Below are 17035 nucleotides of genomic sequence, written 5' to 3'. Positions count from 1 at the left end.
GATTTTCTCTTTATCACTGTTAGCCACTGTGCGTGGCGGCACGTCATTTCTTGGTCCTTAGCGACAAAGAAACGAAGCAAGGAAAACGCTTTAACCGCTCTACCCTAAGTGTCCACAGCGTGCGGTTTTGATTCATAGGTGCCCCAAAAGCACGGTGCTCGCCAGAACCACCGATGTGTGAACCCCTCCTTCTCCGAACTCAGGTTCTGACACGCTTCGCCACCAGTGATTGAACCTGCCCAAGGTTCATCCCGCGCTATCCGCAGACAACCTTCCGCCGAATTTGTATGCATGACGAACCACTTCGCCAACCTAACCCGAAACGAGGTCGCAGAATGCGGGAGGTGGACCGAGGTATAACCGTCCAACTCCAAGAGACCAAGTTGTAAATGTGTGCCCGGCCATGTCGCTCAACCCGCAGCTTCGCTCGCATTCATGAGTCGAACCTGAAGAAGCAAGGCCTGCTCGCACTGACATTTGTCGATCCGGAGGACTACGACCGGGTCCTGTCCGATGACCAGCTCGACCTGGTAGGGCTTGACCGTCTGGCACCGGGAGACCCGGTCGAGTGCCGTATCAACCACGTCGATGGCCGTAGCGAAATCCTGTGGCTCAAGCACTCGTACAGCGACGCCCAGTTGCAGTGGTTCCGCGCGGGATCCGCACTGAACGTGCTGCATAAATCGGCGGCTTAGTGCGGAGTGCTGGCTTTCTGACGGTAAGTCGCCCGCGTGAGACATTGCTTCCTTGACAGGGCGAGGCGAAAGACGGGCAATCGACGGCTTGCAATCCTTACGCCATCGCCCGTGGTTTTATGACCGGCAACGCTTGTTCATCTGCGTCAGAACCTGCAACCGGTTGGCCTCATGCGGTACCTTAGTCAAATCGAGTCGACGCTTGGACACTGGCACCCGCGGTCTTCGAAGCCCGTTAAACCCGCGCTGCACCGTCATTCATCTATTGAGGAATTTCACAATGAGCTGGTCTGCCAAGCAATATGTAACCTTTGAAAACGAGCGTAATCGTCCCATCCGCGATCTGCTCGCTGCCGTTCCGGACATCGACGCGCGCACGGTCGTTGACGTAGGATGTGGTCCCGGCAATTCGACCGAAGCACTCAGGGCGCGCTTTCCTGACGCGACAGCGAGCGGATTCGACAGCTCACCGGACATGATCGAAGCCGCTCGCAAACGGCTGCCGCAGGTTCACTTCGAGATCGCCGATATCAAGGCGTGGAACGCACCCGGCCCGTTCGATGTGATCCTCGCGAACGCGGTATTCCAGTGGTTGCCCGATCACGCCAACTTGTTTCCCGCCCTGGTCGCGAAGCTTTCACCTGGCGGCAGTCTCGCGGTTCAGATGCCGGACAATCTCGAGGAGCCGGCACATCGGCTGATGCGTGAGGTTGCGGCCGATGGCCCTTGGGCCGGCAAGCTGTCCGAGGTTGCAAAGGCCCGGACGCCAATGGCCAGTCCCGCGTGGTATTTCGAACTGCTTCGTTCCTGCGGTGCGAAACCGGATGTCTGGCGGACTACTTACCATCATGCGCTGGCGGGTGGCGCTGAAGCGGTCGTCGAGTGGTTCAAGGGAAGCGGCTTGCGGCCGTTTTTGGAACCGCTTACTGAAGACGAACGGCTGGCGTTTTTGGCGCGTTATAAAGCAGAGGTCGAGCTGGCTTATCCCGCTTTAGCGGACGGGACGGTGCTGTTGCCGTTTCCACGATTGTTCGTGATTGCTGTCCGCTAAGACGGGCGTTGGCGTTTGTTTTGTGCCAGCGGACCGAGCAAACCGCGTATAGATCCGCCCTTCTATAACCCTCGCGCGGGGCACCTCAAAAAGCGTATATACTGTTTATACCTTTACTTAATTGGAGACTCCATGCCCGGACCCGCTACGAAGGCCCCTAGCAAGAAGGCGTTTCATTTCCCCAAGACCGCGGAAACGGCTGCTGCCGAGCCGACAGTAAGCAAACGCAAGTCGACTGCAAAACCGGTGGTCGAGGCGGCAAAGGAAGCCCAAGGCAAGGCAGCGCAAGCGCCCGCCAAATCGAAGGCTAAAGCGGCACCTGTCGAGTCCGTCGCTGCCGAAGAAAAAGTCAAACGCCCGAAAAAAGAGAAGGTTGTGCGTGACAGCTTTACGATGCCGAAGTCCGATTACGACAAAATCGGCTTGTTGAAGCAAAAATGTCTCGCCAACGGCGTGCACGTCAAAAAAGGCGAGCTCTTGCGGGCGGGATTGCTCATACTTGAGCGCGCTAACATCGAGCAACTCACTGCGGCTGTCGCCGCTGTCGAGACAGTCAAAACGGGAAGGCCAGGCAAGTCCTGAGCGTACCAGGCGTCCCGAGGCGGCCATTCCTGTTTCCGGCCACATCAGGACGCATCGAAAAACAGGCCGTGGGCATGAGACCATTAAGCGTAGCCTCCGCAAGCTTTGCGGAGTTCGATGACCTCAATGCCATCCTGGCGGCCGGCGGCGCGCGCTTCGAATCCCGCACGGTGGGCGAAGTACGCGCCGGGGCACACTCCTTCCCGATCCTTACCGCGGCCATCGGATCGAACGATCCCGAAGCGCCCGCCATTGGTTTCTTTGGCGGCGTGCACGGATTGGAACGCATCGGCACGCAGTTGATCCTCGACTACATGCGCGCGCTGCTACGCCGTCTTGAATGGGACGAACTGCTGCACGAACAATTGCGCTCGGTGCGGCTTGTTTTCATGCCCATCGTGAATCCCGGTGGCATGTGGGCGCAAACCCGCTCGAATCCAAACGGTGTCGACCTGATGCGCAATGGCCCGCAAAGCGCTGAAGGGCGCGTCCCCTTCCTCGCGGGCGGCCAGCGTATTGGTTCGTGGTTGCCGTGGTATCGCGGTCCGTCCCAAGGCTCTTTGGAACTCGAAAGCGCTGCGTTGCTCGATGTCGTGAAGCAGGAGCTCATGAGCCGCCCGCTGAGCCTTGCACTCGACTGTCATTCAGGTTACGGCTGGGACGACAGCATCTGGTTCCCTTACGCGCGAACCAAACAGCAAATGCCCCATCTCCCTGAGATGTATCAGCTCAAGACCATGTTCGAACAAGCCTATCCGCATCACGGCTACGCGTTCGAACCGCAAAGCCATCAATACCTGCTTCATGGCGACCTCTGGGACTGTGCCTACGACCAGACGCCCGCGCCCAACGTATTCCTCCCAATGACCCTGGAGCTGGGTTCATGGCGCTGGATCAGGAAAAATCCCAGCCAGATCTTTTCCCGCCTCGGCATGTTCAACCCGGTCAAGGCGCACCGGGTTGAACGAGTGTTGCGCCGTCACGCCAACTTCCTGGACTTCCTGACCCGAGCGGCGTTTGCATCGAATAGATGGCTCCCCAAAGGCGATGTGAGAAAACAGGTTCTTGAGCGTGCCGTGGAACACTGGCAGAGAAAATCCTCACGATGAGCACATGGATCTTGCTGCGCGGACTTACGCGCGAGGGTCGTCACTGGGAATCGTTTCCCGAGCAGCTGCGCGTTGAAACAGGTCTTAATGGCGATGCAAACAGCATCGCGCTGCTGGACCTGCCCGGGAACGGCCACGAGAACGCGCTGAGCGCCCCGCTTGATGTAGCCGACATGGTGAAGTTCGTCCGCTCACGCGCTGCCGATGCGGGATTGTTGCCGCCGTATCGGCTCGTTGCCATGTCGCTGGGCGGCATGGTCGCGACCGGCTGGGCACAACGTCATCCGGAAGAGATTGAGCGGCTGGTGCTCATCAATACCAGCATGCGGCCATTCAGCGCCGTGAGGGAGCGCCTTCGACGAGGAGCATGGCCTGCGCTCGTGCGCGCGGCCGCTTCATGGGCTGATCCAATCAAGTGCGAGACGATCGTCCACGACCTGACGTGCAACCGGCTGGACACCCAGTCCGCCGACATCGCTGCATGGGCCGCGATCAGGCAAAGCGCGCCGGTGAGCGCGGCGAATGGGCTTCGCCAACTGTGGGCAGCGGCGCGCTTTCGCGCAGCTAGTCACGCGCCCGCGTGCCCCACGCTGCTGCTTTCATCGAGGGAGGACCGGCTGGTGGATTGCGTCTGCTCAACCCGCATAGCGGCTCGTTGGGGAACGGCTCAAGCTGTGCATGCGTGGGCGGGTCACGATCTGCCTCACGACGACCCCGTCTGGACCGGCAAGGCGATCGCCGACTGGCTGCGCAAGTTGGAAAGTCACGCGGATGAACCGCCGGTTATGTCGGATGGAGGCGCGGATTGTTGAGACCAAATAACGTTGTAGCGATGGGTTTTGCGGTTGCCCCCACATTCGAGCACACGCGTCACCGATTCAGATTCAGCGACGGCGATGAAATAGCGAACGCTTCTGAGTGACAGGCTCATGGAACTCCTGCGTCGGGTCGATAGGTTGACGGGTAGTCAAGCCGCGACTATAGCTGAGCCTATAAAAACCACGGTCTCCCCATGCTTATGGCTGCTTGTTGCAAGACCGGTAGCGAACGGCCTCTGGTTCGACAACCTGAAACCAACGGTTCGGACCATCGCCATCGCTGCTCGGAAGGCTTATTCTGCGCAATGTCGCTAAAGTCTCCCGCCCATGTGCCGATAGCACTAGAGAGCGGCTTCCGGGAGTGAATTCGGGCCGCTTTCGGAGCATCGCAAACAGGCCCCTTGCGCACCAACGGCATCATCATTCCATTTTCATATGCTGCGAAAAAATACAACGCTCACACTCGCGGCAATCATGCTGGGCGTGCTTGCATCGAACGTCTCGTCCACGGAACTGGCTACGCTATCAGTCAGCCTTGTCGTGCAGGAAAGCTGTGTGATCCAGTCGGCCGCCGAGCCCGCAGTCGTCGCGAAGCCCAGCGTGTCGTGCCTGCACGGTCAACCTTATGACATCGCGCTCGCGGCTCTCGATCCCGCTCAGCCCGTTTCCACGGTGCAGTACGCCGAGCGCAGCGGCAAGCAGTCCACGGTGTGGACGGTAGGCTTCTAAGTACGCTTTCGAGCAAGCTTCCAGACCCCATCCCGCGCCACCGCCATGCAGTTTCAAAAACTGATCGTGGCGGTAATCGTGTCCGTATACGTGCCCGGTGCGGGCGTGGTTTGCGCGGGCACCACGCCATACACTGTCAGCACCTGAGCATTGCCAGTTCCCGTGCCGGTCGCCTGCGTGGTGCCGGCGGTGCCGTCGCCCCAAGTGGTGGCCAAGCCTGCATCAACGTAGAGCTGGTAGTTGACCGCACCGCCTCCTCCCGAGCGTGCCATCTGCCGCGCCGCCACATTCGCGGTCGTGCCACCGTTCAACGCAATCCGGTAAGCATCGCCGTTGGTGCATTGCGCGGTGATCGAAGCAGTGGCGTTCAAGGCGCGGCTCAACAGGCCGGTCGCCCCAAAATTGAGGTTGGTCGCACTGATGTTGCAGTTGTTCACCACTGTTGCGGAAGCGCTGAATGGAAAGGTGCCTCCGGACGCAGTCAGCGACGCACAAGTCGGTGCTCCCAGCAGATAAAAGCCCGCATTGATCGATGTCTGGCTGCCGCCAAAAGTCTGGTTGTACAGCGTGCTGACGTTGCCGATAGTGGGTACCGTCGGCTGACTCGCGGAGACCTGTCCGTAGATGGTCACGGTCTGAGTCGCACTTGTGGTGAGCGCAGGCTTGACCAGCGTAAGCGATATTGGCGTGGTGCCGGAATAGATCGATCCCCATGCCTGCGAGTGCCCCATGTCCTGATACAAGTCGTACTGCAACAGGTTCGTGCCGTTCGTCATGGACCGCGGACTGGTGCCACCCAGGTTCAGGCACACCTGTGCATTCGGTACCAGCGTGATAGCGGGCCACGTACACGTCACGCTGACGCTGCCGGTCGCAGCGACAGCAGCGCCACTGATCGGACTCACCGAACCAAAACTGATCGCCGACGCGACCGCCGAGCAGCTCTGCGCGCTAGCGCGCTTCGGCACACCCAGCGCCAGGGCCATGACAATCAAAAGAAACATGATTCGTCTCATTGCGCGCTCCCCGCAGCTGGACGGCAGGTCAACGGGCCGATTGTCGGGAGCGAACCGTCGCCTGGACGCTCGTAGGCGAACTCGACGCCGCAATGCAGTGAACCACTTTCGATAACTAAATGATTGTCGGGCTGCAAGCCCTCGACGAAGGTCAGCCCGTCGTAGCCAACGATCGTATCCTTGCCGCTTTCCTCATGGTGAACGGTCGCCCCCGGCGGCAATAACGTGCCGTCGGGTCCCTGCAGGATCACCGAGGCAGCGTTGTACCGCGTTACCCCGAAACGCGCCAGCACGCCCGACTGCGATTGCGGCACGAGATCCATCGTGGTGGTATCGATACGCGCATCGGCCGGCAGCCTCATGCCGTCAATACCCACCTGGTTGTCCTGATACGCGTTGAGATCCGGCACAAGAAAATGGCCGCCGCGATCGGTCACGCCAATCACGCGGTTTTCATGCAGCACCGGAATTCCCGCCACGCCATCGGTCGACACCAGCGCGAAGCCGTCGTAGATCCGTCGCGACGGCTGCACGCTGCCGTCCATGAGCACGACGGTGCCCGTGACGTCAAGCGAAGCGGTGCCCTGCCCGTTGATATCCTGCCCGACGACCGTGACCTCGCCGCCCTTGCCGAGATACTGCACCTGGGCTTGTCGATAAGGCGCGGAGCCCGCGTCACCGGCTTGCACGCCCCAGCCCCAGCCGCCGTCGTAATCGGGCGGGCGTGTTGCATTGACGTTGTAGTTCGATTGGCCGTTCTGCCTGCCAACGTTTGCGTTGACCGACGTGTTGTTGCCCAGGCCGAAGCTCACGCTCAGGAACACGCCGCGCGAGTCGTGCTGCTTGAAGTCCTTGTAGGCGCTGAGATTCAGCGACGCCAGGTTGCCGAAGTTCACCGTGTACGACGCCGAGCCGATCTGCGAGGGCTGTGCCTGTGGAAACTTGAAGCCGATATAGCTCACCGAGAAGGTCTGGCTGGCGAAGAGCGGCAAGGCCAGTGTCACGCGATCGGTCGCGGTCGGCACAGGCGTACCGTCTCGCGCCGCGAGGTCTCCGTAGTTGCCGAACGCGCGAATGGTCTGTGCATCGATGGAAAAATGCGGTTCGACCAGCTCATAACCCAGGCTTGCCTGTGTGCCGGCCAGACGCCCCGCGCTGGCCGACAGCGAGCCGTTGACCACACCCGCCATGCCAAGGCGCACCAGCGCCCCGCCACCGGCGTTATAGACCCCGCTGGTGGCCTCCGTGTGCGCCTCGACCGTCAGCAGGTCATTAACCCCGTATCGCGCCGATCCGCTGACCGCAGGCCGCGGATCGTAGTCGAACGAATCCAGGCCGTATGAACGGCGCAGGAAACCCGCCTCGAACGAATAGCTGGAAAGTCCGGTGGCGAGCAGGCGCGTATCCACATACAGCGGCAGCGACGTCGCGACCGACCGGCCCAGCGCGTCGCGCGTGATCACGGTGGCTTGCCCGCCCCCGGTAATGCCCGGCACGTTGTTGACGATGAACGGTCCGCTCGGCACGTTGCCGCTGTACTGCCGGACGCTGTTGATATAAAGATCCACCGACGACGGCACCACCGCCGACCCCGCAAACGCGGGCACGGGGAACGTCACAAGATCCGGGCGCAATGCGAAATTGCTGCGCCACTGGAATCCGCCGATGCGCACCGAGCGCGACCACGCGAGCGACGAGGAGATGGTGTCGCCGAACTGTGTCGTGTTCAACGCAACGGGGTCGGACATGCTCCACGATGTGTCGTAACGCGTATAGCGACGATCGTTGCGATACAGGTACATGATGCCGGTGTTGCTGAATACGCCGGTGGGGTCGAAGTATCGCTCCTCGCTCCAGATCGCGAGTTGCGCATCCGTGTTGCTTTGCGCGTACGCGTCGTAGTTGATCAGCAACCCGCGCGACGAAGTCGCCGGGGGCGTCTTGACCTGCGCGCGGGTATCGAAGGTATAGGGTTTGCGGATGTTGTCCGGAACCTGCAGGGACACTGTCTGACGTGCTGGGTCGAAGGTGTAGTGAAGTCCGGGGATGGAATCCAGTTGGACTTCGGCCGTGTCCGCAATGCCGAGTCGGTCGAGTGCGAGCCCGATGTTGCCCAGGTCCTTGCCCGTCGCAGCAAGGTGCCCGTTCAACTCGCGAAACTGCGCGATCACCGCGGTACGCTGGCCGTTGAGTTCCACTTCGAGGTACACATCATGTGGCAGGTTCTCGCTTGCTGGGGGCGCAAGCGGCTGCGCTTGCGCGAAGACCGGCATGCATACGAGGACGGCGTTCATCCCCGTGGCGACTAGCGCGATGCGGAGGCGGTACAGGTGACGTGTTGGCCGTCGTCGGATTCTCATCGATTGAATTGGGACGCATCATGTCAACGTCCTGCACCGTGCAGGCATACAGCGACGTAGTCACGAAGCGTTGAAGTCATGCTGTCGCCTAGCCCGGCTGCCCAACCGTGACGACAGCTTCAGCCGGCAGCGAGTTGACCGCGGCCCGCACCTTCACGGCGCCGCTCATGTCGGCATCGGCCGGAAGCCGGATCGGCCACTGGCGCATTCGCCCGGCCAATGCATACCCGAGGAGTCCCTTGTTGATCTCATGGACCTTGCCTGCGCTGTCCACCAGTTGAACGGCAGCGATCTGCGCACGCCTCTGACCCGCGTTGTCGACACGCAGGTCCCAACCCTGGCCATCACGAACGAGGTGCCAGGAAAGCACCGGTTGAGCCGCCTTGCCGGCGGGTTCCACGAACACCGGAACGGAATAGCGCAGGCGGATCATCACGCCGCTGGTAGCCGCTGTATCCGGCGCCGGCAGTTCGTCGATAAGGATCCGGTAGCTTTGCTCGGCCGCGACCGGAGCGGGTGACGTGCGCACCAGCCGGACGAGTTGATCGGCTTGCGCGGCGATCTGGATCAACGGTGGACTCGCGACCAGTTCCTGCGTTGGCGTCAGCGTTTCATCCCGGTTCGACTGGTCCCAGCGATACACGCGCACCTGACCATAAAGCGGCCGGTCGCCCGGGTTGCGCAGCGTGATACCGGTGGCGCTCTCGTTCGACTGGAGATCCACCATCACAGGTGAAATCTGCAGCGTCGCCGCCTGTGCGCTTAGCGTTGCCTGTGCACTCAGCATGATTGCGCACAGCAGAAACGCAAGGAGACGCGAGCCCCTGACCATGAGACTGCGGGTGGCGATCAAAAATAGACCGTTGCAGTGACGGTGGTCTGGTAGAGATCCGGTTTCGGCGTGGTTTGCGGGGGCACCTGGCCATAAACAGTGAGCGACTGCGCGGTCCCGGTGCCCGTCCCGGCCACGGTATTCGTGCCTTGAGTGGTGCCCCATACGGTCGCATGTCCAGCGTCCTGATACAGCTGGAAGCCGACGGTTGTGCCGGTATTCCCGGTGGCCGTGCCAGCCAGCAAGCGAGCGGTCACGGTCGAACTCGCCACATTGCCGCCGTCCAGTCCGACGTTGTAAGGCGTGGTGTTCGTGCAGGTGACCGCGAGGGTAGTTTGCTGATTGATCGCAGTCGCCAACACGCCATTCGTGCCGAAACTCAGCGGAGTAGCCGAGATCGTGCAATTGGCCTGTAATGTGAGCGTGACGTTAAACGTTGTAGTGTTCGTGCCGTTTGAATAGACAGCGGCGTATGCAACAGGCATGACCTGCGCAGAAAGCAGGACGCCGGTGAGCGCGGACAAAATAAGTCTTGGCTTCATCGTGTGAACCCTCTCTTTATATATCCCGGCCTGAATAACGTGGCAGGCCGGTTCTCTCAGTTTTAAACATACTACCTTTCGAATACCAGTTTGCAAATAAAATAATCATACGGAAGAGTGTTTCACCTTATAGCGACCGATCGGGGTACGGTGTAATCGTCGGAAAGTGGTATTGGCCTTGCCGACACGCTTTATCGGTTTGGCTGGGTTTCACCGCGACGCCCGGGTTTTTGATGTGATGCGATATATCAGATGTCAGTGAACCGACGCGATGGGAAGTGGCGTGCAGAGGGACTCTTGCAGATGCGCTATTCAGTGCCGGATCAAAAAAGAAGAAAATCAAGTTGTTGCAGACCAGCATTTATCGCAGAAATGTCCATGCCGTGATTAAACGCTTAACCGGATTACGAAAAATCGGCCGCTTTAACTTCCAAGGATTTAGTCTCTGTCACCGTTCTCGGAAACCCGCGATATTGCGCCTCGCAGTACACACCGCAGGAAACCGGATTTTTCGGCAATGGTGTGCCCCGCCATTCATTGCGTGTTCGATTCAGTGCCGCGCCGCTCTAAGACGCGTTTAATGACAAGCGCAGTGAAAGCCTTCAAACGGCGAGTGCCATGCAGGAATTAACACATCCGGGTAGCCAAAACGCGCCGGTTATTCGAGACCCGCCAGCAGGTCGTCAATTGCGCGATAGACGCGCTCCACCACTTCCGGCCCTACCGTGCGCTCCAACTCCCGGTAACGCGCCTCGAGATCCTTCGAGATCACGCGGACGAGGCGCACGCTCTTCTTCGTCAGTGACACCAGAACCCTGCGCTGGTCATCGGCGAAACGCTCCTTCGTAATGAGCTCCATGGCCTCCATTCGCGCCAGCACGCCCGCCATGCTCGGGCTGGAGATGGTGCAGATATCGGAAATTTGCCGCGGCTCCATCGGACCGTTTTCAGTGAGCGCGCGAATCACGCGCCATTGTTGTTCGGTCAGCCCGTTCGCCGTGAGCAGCGGCCTGAACCGTTCCATCATCTTTTCTCGTGCGCGCAGCAACAGCATCGGCAGGTTTCGATGAAGCGTTCGGGTAGTGGCTTTTGCGGACATGGCGACGGATAAAAGTACGAGCGACCGGGTGGAGAGACGCCTAGGGAAAACCCATGAACAGACGGGAATTTATTGACCCCCAATCATATCAAGCAGCACAATACTCACATGTTAGTGTTTTATTGAAGAGAACAGGGACTATGTTTGCACTTGCTGACTTCCTGATCCATTTAGAGGGTGACCCGCTGCCGCGCGATGTCGACGCTCAGCAGGTTCTCGCCATGCTATCGCCGGATGCAAGGTGCCGCGCACCGGTCACGGGAGCAGTCTATGGAACGCTGCTCAATGACCGCGCCGCCCTGCTCGCCCTCGGCGATACGATGCACGCCGCACCGTATAAATCCCCGCCGAAAGCACCGGTTCTCTATCTCAAACCCCGCAATACGATCGCGGGGCATCGTGCGCATGTTGAGATTCCGAAAGAGGCAGCGGGCGTTGAAGTGGGTGCGTCGCTCGGCATCGTGATCGGGCGCACGGCGACCCGCGTGGGTATCGATCATGCGCTCGCCTACGTAGCCGGTTACACCATCGTGGCCGACATCAGCGTGCCGCATGCAAGCGTCTACCGGCCGTCGGTGCGTTTTCGTGCGCGCGATAAATTCTGCGTTATCGGCCCAACGGTCGTCGCGCGACATCACGTTGCGGACCCCGATAACTTGGCAATCACCATGAAGATAGCGGGCCAACCCGCGTTCGTCGCCAGCACTGCGGCCTCCGTGCGCAGCGTCGCGAAGCTGATTGCCGACGTGACCGAGTTCATGACGCTGAGCGCCGGCGATGTCCTCACGCTGGGCGTAGCGCACGGCTCGCCGGTTGCGCGCGTGGGCGATGAAGCCACGCTTTGCATCGGATCGTGGCCACCTTTATGCGTTTCATTTATCGACGAGCATGCCCGCGATGGAGAACCGTCATGAAGCGCGGCCGCGTAGCGTACGCAGGCGCGATCCATGAGGCCTACCCTGAGGGCGATGCCGTTCGTCTGGCGGACGGACGCGTGAGGCAAGAGCACGAGGTCGTCTGGCTGCCGCCGATCGAACCCGGCACGATCTTCGCACTGGGTCTCAACTATGCCGAACATGCGAAGGAACTGCAGTTTTCCAGCCAGGAAGAGCCGCTGGTTTTTCTCAAAGGACCGGGTACGGTCATTGGTCATCGCGGGGTGACGCGGCGTCCTGCCGACGTCGCTTTCATGCACTACGAATGCGAGCTGGCGGTAGTGATCGGACGCACCGCGAAGAACGTGCGGCGCGACGCAGCGTTAGATTACGTTGCCGGTTATACGATCGCCAACGACTACGCGATCCGCGATTACCTCGAGAATTACTATCGCCCTAACCTGCGCGTAAAAAATCGCGATGGCGGGACGGTGCTGGGACCCTGGTTCGTCGATGCCAAGGATGTCGCCGATATCGGCCAACTGGAATTGCGCACCACCGTTAACGGCACGCTGCAGCAGCGGGGCAACACGCGCGATCTGGTCACCGACATTCCAGCGCTGATCGAATATCTGAGCAGCTTCATGACGCTCGCAGCCGGCGACATCATCCTCACCGGGACGCCCGAGGGCGTGGTGAACGTCAATGCAGGCGACGAAGTCGTGTGCGAGATCGAAGGTCTCGGCCGGCTTGTCAATGTCATCGCGTCAGACGCGGACTTTGGACGCGTTTGAACGACCAGGGGAACACCATGCGAATTGAGCATCTGATCAACGGCCGGCCGCACACCGCACGCGACTATTTCGACACCGTGAATCCCGCGAACCAGGAGGTCTTGGCTGAGGTCGCACGAGGCACGCCTGAAGAGATCGATTTAGCCGTGCGTGCAGCGAAAGAGGCCTTTCCCGCATGGGCCGGCAAACCGGCGGCAGAACGCGCGAAGCTGATCGCGAGACTCGGCGAGTTGATCGCGAAGAACGTGCCGGAAATCTCCGCGACGGAAACAAATGACACGGGCCAGACGATCTCGCAAACTCGCAAGCAACTCGTTCCGCGCGCCGCTGACAACTTCAGTTACTTCGCCGAAATGTGCACGCGAGTCGACGGCCACACGTACCCGACCAGTTCGCACCTGAACTACACGTTGTTCCATCCCGTTGGCGTGTGTGCGCTGATTTCGCCCTGGAACGTGCCGTTCATGACCGCCACATGGAAGGTGGCGCCGTGCCTCGCGTTCGGCAACACGGCCGTGCTCAAGATGAGCGAACTGTCACCGCTGACGGCATCGATGCTCGGTAATCTCGCCCTGGAAGCCGGCATTCCCGCGGGTGTTTTGAACGTAGTGCATGGCTTCGGCAAGGAAACCGGTGAGCCGCTTGTGGCCCATCCCGACGTGCGTGCCGTGTCCTTTACCGGCTCGACGGCAACCGGCAACCGGATCGTTCAGACAGCCGGCCTGAAGAAGTTTTCGATGGAACTCGGCGGCAAGTCACCCTTCGTTATTTTCGACGATGCCGACTTCGAACGCGCGCTCGATGCCGCGGTCTTCATGATCTTTTCCAACAACGGCGAGCGTTGCACCGCCGGGTCGCGCATTCTGGTGCAGCGCTCTATCTACGCCACGTTTGCCGAACGGTTTATAGCGCGGGCGAAGCGGCTTGCGGTTGGCGATCCGCTTGACGAAAATACGGTCATTGGCCCGATGATCAGTCAGGCCCACCTCGCCAAGGTTCGCAGCTACATCGAACTGGGGCCTAAAGAAGGCGCCACGCTTGCATGCGGCGGACTGGAAACACCTGATCTGCCGGCGCCCCTGAGAAAGGGCAACTATGTCTCGCCCACCGTGTTCGTGGACGTGGACAACCGCATGCGTATCGCGCAGGAAGAAATCTTCGGCCCGGTCGCGTGCCTGATTCCGTTCGATGACGAAACCCACGCCATTCAACTCGCAAACGATATTTCGTATGGGTTATCGAGTTATATCTGGACCGAAAACACGGGCCGTGCGCACCGCGTGGCGGCGGCAGTCGAAGCGGGCATGTGTTTCGTCAACAGTCAGAATGTGCGCGATCTGCGGCAGCCGTTTGGGGGCACCAAGGCCTCGGGCGTAGGGCGTGAAGGCGGTACTTGGAGCTATGACGTTTTCCTCGAACCGAAGAATATCTGCGTGTCGCTCGGATCCCATCACATCCCGCGCTGGGGTCTGTAGCCCGGCGCTCGCGCCATCAAAACAGGAGGCCGCGATGGGCAAGCTCGCGCTGGCAGCAAAGGTCACGCACGTGCCCTCGTTGTATTTGTCTGAACTCGACGGTCCTCATAAAGGATGCCGGCAGAGCGCTATCGACGGGCATCATGAGATTGGCAGGCGTTGCCGTGAACTGGGGGTGGACACCATCGTGGTATTCGACGTGCACTGGCTCGTAAACAGCGAATATCACATCAACTGCAACCCTCGCTTCGAAGGCGTCTACACCAGCAACGAACTGCCGCACTTCATCAAGAACATGCCCTACGCCTATCCGGGCAACACGGGCCTTGGCCACCTGATTGCGGACGTAGCCAACGAAATGGGCGTGAAAAGCCGGGCTCATAGCGACACCACGCTCGATTTGGAATACGGCACGTTGGTTCCCATGCGCTACATGAACGCCGACCAGCAGTTCAAGACCGTCTCCGTTGCCGGCTGGTGCATGTGGCACGACCTGGCCACCAGCGCGCGTTTCGGCCTTGCGGTGCGCCGCGCCATAGAGGAGCGCTACGACGGGACCGTCGCTATTCTCGCGAGCGGCTCGCTTAGTCACCACTTCGCGAACAACGGCACGGCCGAGCAATTCATGCACAAAGTCTGGAGCCCGTTCCTCGAACAAATGGACCGCAAGGTAGTCGAGTTGTGGGAACGTGGCGACTGGGCGACGTTCTGCGAAATGCTGCCGCTCTACAACGAGAAGTGCTGGGGCGAAGGCGGCATGCATGACACCGCCATGCTATTGGGCGCACTGGGCTTGGACCGCTATGAAGGCAAGGCCGAGGTCGTGACGCCCTATTTCGGCAGTTCAGGAACGGGGCAGATCAACGCCATCTTCCCGGTTACGCCGCTGCCCGTGTGAAAGAAGTGTTGAAGTCTGAATGAGCGATGAGGAGATAACCGTGCCGCACCTGACGCTTGAATACAGCGCCAACCTTGCTGATGAAGAACGCATCGGTGAACTATGCAACTTGCTGGCTCACTGCCTGGACGCTCAGCGCGACGGCGAGCAGCGGGTTTTTCCGCTTGGCGGCATCCGTGTGCGGGCATTGCGGTGCCACGAATACTGTGTCGCCGACGGACGGCCCGACGCGGCCTTCCTGCATGCGAACCTCAAGATCGGCGCGGGGCGGTCACCTCAAATTCGACAGGCTGCGGGGGATGCCCTCTTCAACATCATCAAAGAACATTTCGCCGATGACTTTGCCAAGACCGGCCTCGCGCTGTCAATGGAGATCAACGAGTTCAGCGAAGCGGGCATCTGGAAACACAATAATCTCCACGGCCGCCTCAAGGCCTGAACGCGGCTAACACGGACCACGACCATGCTCGACTCGAAGACCATTCACGACCTTGCGTTGCAACTCGATAACGCGGAAAAGACCCGGACCCAGTTGCGCCATTTTTCCAGCGCATATCCGGAGATGACAGTTGACGACGGTTACGCGATCCAGAGCGAATGGCTCAAACTCAAGCTTGCGGAAGGACAGGTTATCAAGGGCCGCAAGATAGGGCTTACGTCGCGGGCCATGCAGCGTGCGTCCCAGATCGACGAACCCGACTACGCCCCGCTGATGGACACCATGTTCATCGAAAGCGGACAGGACATACGTGTCGACAGATTCATCGCCCCGCGCGTCGAAGTCGAACTTGCGTTCATCCTGAACAAGCCGCTGAAGGGGCCTGGCGTCACGCTGTTCGATGTGCTCGACGCGACCGCTTATGTGTCGCCTGCGCTCGAGATCATCGACGCACGGATCGAGCAGTTCGATCGCGAAACGAAAGCGCCGCGCAAGGTCTATGACACCATCTCGGACTTCGCGGCCAATGCAGCCATTGTCCTGGGTGGACGGCCCGTACGCCCACTCGATGTGGATCTGCGCTGGGTCGGCGCGTTGCTCTACAAGAACGGCGCAATAGAAGAAAGCGGTCTGGCGGCCGCCGTGCTAAATCATCCTGCGATAGGCGTTGCGTGGCTTGCCAACAAGATCGCTCCGCACGATGAGTCCCTGCGCGCGGGCGACGTGATTCTCGCCGGCTCGTTTACCGCACCCGTCAAGGCTTTTGCCGGCGACACGTTCCATGTGGACTATGGTCCGCTGGGTGCGATCGGTCTCCATTTTGTCTAGGCAAACAACTTGACAATCGCCCAGCACCTGCGCGCTTCGATCAGTCCACAAAGCGCAGAAAAAGCCATTCCAGAACTTGACTGATCGCGCCATGACAGTCAGAGGAGACATACCGTGACCGCTTCTGAACGTAACATTGCGCCCGCACCCGCTTGGTGTTCGCCTGACGAATGGGACGCCCGGCTCAAGCTCGCCGCGACGTATCGCGTATTTCATATGCTCGGCTGGACCGAGCTGATTTTCAATCACATTACGTTGCGCGTACCCGGACCAGACAAGCACTTCCTGATCAACCCGTTCGGACTGACTTACGACGAGGTCACCGCATCCAATCTGGTCAAGGTTGACTTGAGCGGCAAGATCTTGAGTCCATCGGATTACCCGGTCAACCCTGCGGGTTTCGTCATTCACAGCGCGATTCACGAGCATGTGGAAGACGCGCATTGCGTCATGCATACTCATACAACCGCCGGGCTTTCGGTTGCGTGCATGGAGGACGGTTTGTCGTACACGAACTTCTACTCTGCCCAACTGCACAACATGGTTGCGTATCATCTGTTCGAGGGCATTACGGTCCACAACGAAGAGAAGTCGAGGCTGCTAAGTTCGATGGGCAACAAACGCCTGCTGATCCTTCGGAACCACGGGTTGCTCTCGCACGGAACCACGCTCGCACACGCGTTCGCGTTGCTCTGGACCCTGAACCGCGCGTGCGAGGTTCAGGTCGTCACGCATTCGATGCGTGGAAATACGCTGCCCATCAGCGATGAAATCGTGAAGGGCACCACGCGGGATTCGCTACAATTTTCGCCTGCGCACGGCGCGGGGGAGAATATTCTTGCCGCACTCATTCGACGCGTCGATCGCATCGACGCTTCTTACAGGGGATAGTT

General features: G+C 60.0%; 18 protein-coding genes. 13 read left to right on the top strand and 5 right to left on the bottom strand.

Annotated features, from left to right (window positions below; translation table 11 throughout):
* The first annotated feature begins 389 nt into the window (after window positions 1–389).
* The 6 genes from GSQ93_RS23355 (at window position 390) to GSQ93_RS23330 (ending at window position 4984) form a co-directional block, all read left to right on the top strand.
* Window positions 390–695 (top strand): hypothetical protein, encoded by a 306-nt coding sequence (locus GSQ93_RS23355; protein WP_158938017.1) that lies wholly within the window; start codon window positions 390–392, stop codon window positions 693–695.
* 280 nt (window positions 696–975) lie between these two features.
* The gene (gene tam / locus GSQ93_RS23350) at window positions 976–1746 is read left to right on the top strand and encodes a trans-aconitate 2-methyltransferase (RefSeq protein ID WP_158938016.1); all 771 of its coding nucleotides are present in this window, start codon (window positions 976–978) and stop codon (window positions 1744–1746) included.
* A gap of 246 nt (window positions 1747–1992) precedes the next feature.
* On the top strand, window positions 1993–2328 hold the full coding sequence (locus GSQ93_RS23345) for a hypothetical protein (RefSeq protein WP_367889776.1): 336 nt from the start codon (window positions 1993–1995) through the stop codon (window positions 2326–2328).
* Window positions 2329–2402: 74 nt separating this feature from the next.
* Window positions 2403–3437, top strand: coding sequence for a M14 family zinc carboxypeptidase (locus GSQ93_RS23340; RefSeq protein WP_158938014.1), 1035 nt, complete (start codon window positions 2403–2405; stop codon window positions 3435–3437).
* Window positions 3434–4249: an alpha/beta fold hydrolase gene (locus tag GSQ93_RS23335; RefSeq protein ID WP_158938013.1), complete on the top strand. Its 816-nt coding sequence runs from the start codon at window positions 3434–3436 to the stop codon at window positions 4247–4249. The genes GSQ93_RS23340 and GSQ93_RS23335 overlap by 4 nt, the downstream gene beginning before the upstream one ends.
* Before the next feature lie 441 nt (window positions 4250–4690).
* Window positions 4691–4984, top strand: coding sequence for a hypothetical protein (locus tag GSQ93_RS23330; RefSeq protein ID WP_158938012.1), 294 nt, complete (start codon window positions 4691–4693; stop codon window positions 4982–4984).
* A 53-nt stretch (window positions 4985–5037) separates the two neighbouring features.
* On the opposite strand, the gene GSQ93_RS23325 is transcribed toward GSQ93_RS23330, so the two are convergent.
* The 5 genes from GSQ93_RS23325 to hpaR all read right to left on the bottom strand — a co-directional run bounded on the left by GSQ93_RS23325 (window position 5038) and on the right by hpaR (window position 10788).
* Window positions 5038–5988 (bottom strand): spore coat U domain-containing protein, encoded by a 951-nt coding sequence (locus GSQ93_RS23325; protein ID WP_254074008.1) that lies wholly within the window; start codon window positions 5986–5988, stop codon window positions 5038–5040.
* Between the two features lie 8 nt (window positions 5989–5996).
* Window positions 5997–8273, bottom strand: coding sequence for a fimbria/pilus outer membrane usher protein (locus GSQ93_RS23320; RefSeq protein WP_254074034.1), 2277 nt, complete (start codon window positions 8271–8273; stop codon window positions 5997–5999).
* 175 nt (window positions 8274–8448) lie between these two features.
* Window positions 8449–9147, bottom strand: coding sequence for a molecular chaperone (locus GSQ93_RS23315; RefSeq protein ID WP_158938009.1), 699 nt, complete (start codon window positions 9145–9147; stop codon window positions 8449–8451).
* Between the two features lie 62 nt (window positions 9148–9209).
* Complete coding sequence (locus tag GSQ93_RS23310; RefSeq protein ID WP_158938262.1) at window positions 9210–9677, bottom strand: spore coat U domain-containing protein; 468 nt, start codon at window positions 9675–9677, stop codon at window positions 9210–9212.
* Between the two features lie 715 nt (window positions 9678–10392).
* Window positions 10393–10788, bottom strand: a complete 396-nt coding sequence (gene hpaR, locus GSQ93_RS23305) for a homoprotocatechuate degradation operon regulator HpaR (RefSeq protein ID WP_158938008.1) — start codon at window positions 10786–10788, stop codon at window positions 10393–10395.
* Between the two features lie 185 nt (window positions 10789–10973).
* Here hpaR and GSQ93_RS23300 point away from each other — a divergent pair, with 185 nt between their 5' ends.
* From GSQ93_RS23300 to GSQ93_RS23270, 7 genes are all read left to right on the top strand, one after another.
* Window positions 10974–11747, top strand: coding sequence for a fumarylacetoacetate hydrolase family protein (locus GSQ93_RS23300; protein WP_158938007.1), 774 nt, complete (start codon window positions 10974–10976; stop codon window positions 11745–11747).
* The gene (locus GSQ93_RS23295) at window positions 11744–12502 is read left to right on the top strand and encodes a fumarylacetoacetate hydrolase family protein (RefSeq protein WP_158938006.1); all 759 of its coding nucleotides are present in this window, start codon (window positions 11744–11746) and stop codon (window positions 12500–12502) included. Before GSQ93_RS23300 ends, GSQ93_RS23295 begins: the two co-directional genes overlap by 4 nt.
* A gap of 17 nt (window positions 12503–12519) precedes the next feature.
* Window positions 12520–13977: a 5-carboxymethyl-2-hydroxymuconate semialdehyde dehydrogenase gene (hpaE, locus tag GSQ93_RS23290; RefSeq protein WP_158938005.1), complete on the top strand. Its 1458-nt coding sequence runs from the start codon at window positions 12520–12522 to the stop codon at window positions 13975–13977.
* Between the two features lie 34 nt (window positions 13978–14011).
* Complete coding sequence (hpaD, locus tag GSQ93_RS23285) at window positions 14012–14875, top strand: 3,4-dihydroxyphenylacetate 2,3-dioxygenase (RefSeq protein WP_158938004.1); 864 nt, start codon at window positions 14012–14014, stop codon at window positions 14873–14875.
* Between the two features lie 40 nt (window positions 14876–14915).
* Window positions 14916–15314 carry a 5-carboxymethyl-2-hydroxymuconate Delta-isomerase gene (locus GSQ93_RS23280; protein WP_158938261.1) on the top strand — a complete coding sequence of 133 codons (399 nt, stop codon included), beginning with the start codon at window positions 14916–14918 and terminating at the stop codon, window positions 15312–15314.
* A gap of 24 nt (window positions 15315–15338) precedes the next feature.
* Window positions 15339–16142, top strand: coding sequence for a 2-oxo-hept-4-ene-1,7-dioate hydratase (hpaH, locus tag GSQ93_RS23275; RefSeq protein ID WP_158938003.1), 804 nt, complete (start codon window positions 15339–15341; stop codon window positions 16140–16142).
* Between the two features lie 114 nt (window positions 16143–16256).
* Window positions 16257–17033, top strand: a complete 777-nt coding sequence (locus GSQ93_RS23270) for a class II aldolase/adducin family protein (RefSeq protein WP_158938002.1) — start codon at window positions 16257–16259, stop codon at window positions 17031–17033.
* Window positions 17034–17035: the final 2 nt, after the last annotated feature.

It is taken from the genome of Burkholderia sp. S171 (genome assembly GCF_009766085.1).
In the GTDB taxonomy this organism is placed as follows: domain Bacteria; phylum Pseudomonadota; class Gammaproteobacteria; order Burkholderiales; family Burkholderiaceae; genus Caballeronia.
Note: the sequence above shows the minus strand (reverse complement) of the source record. Positions and strands in the feature narration are given on the sequence as shown.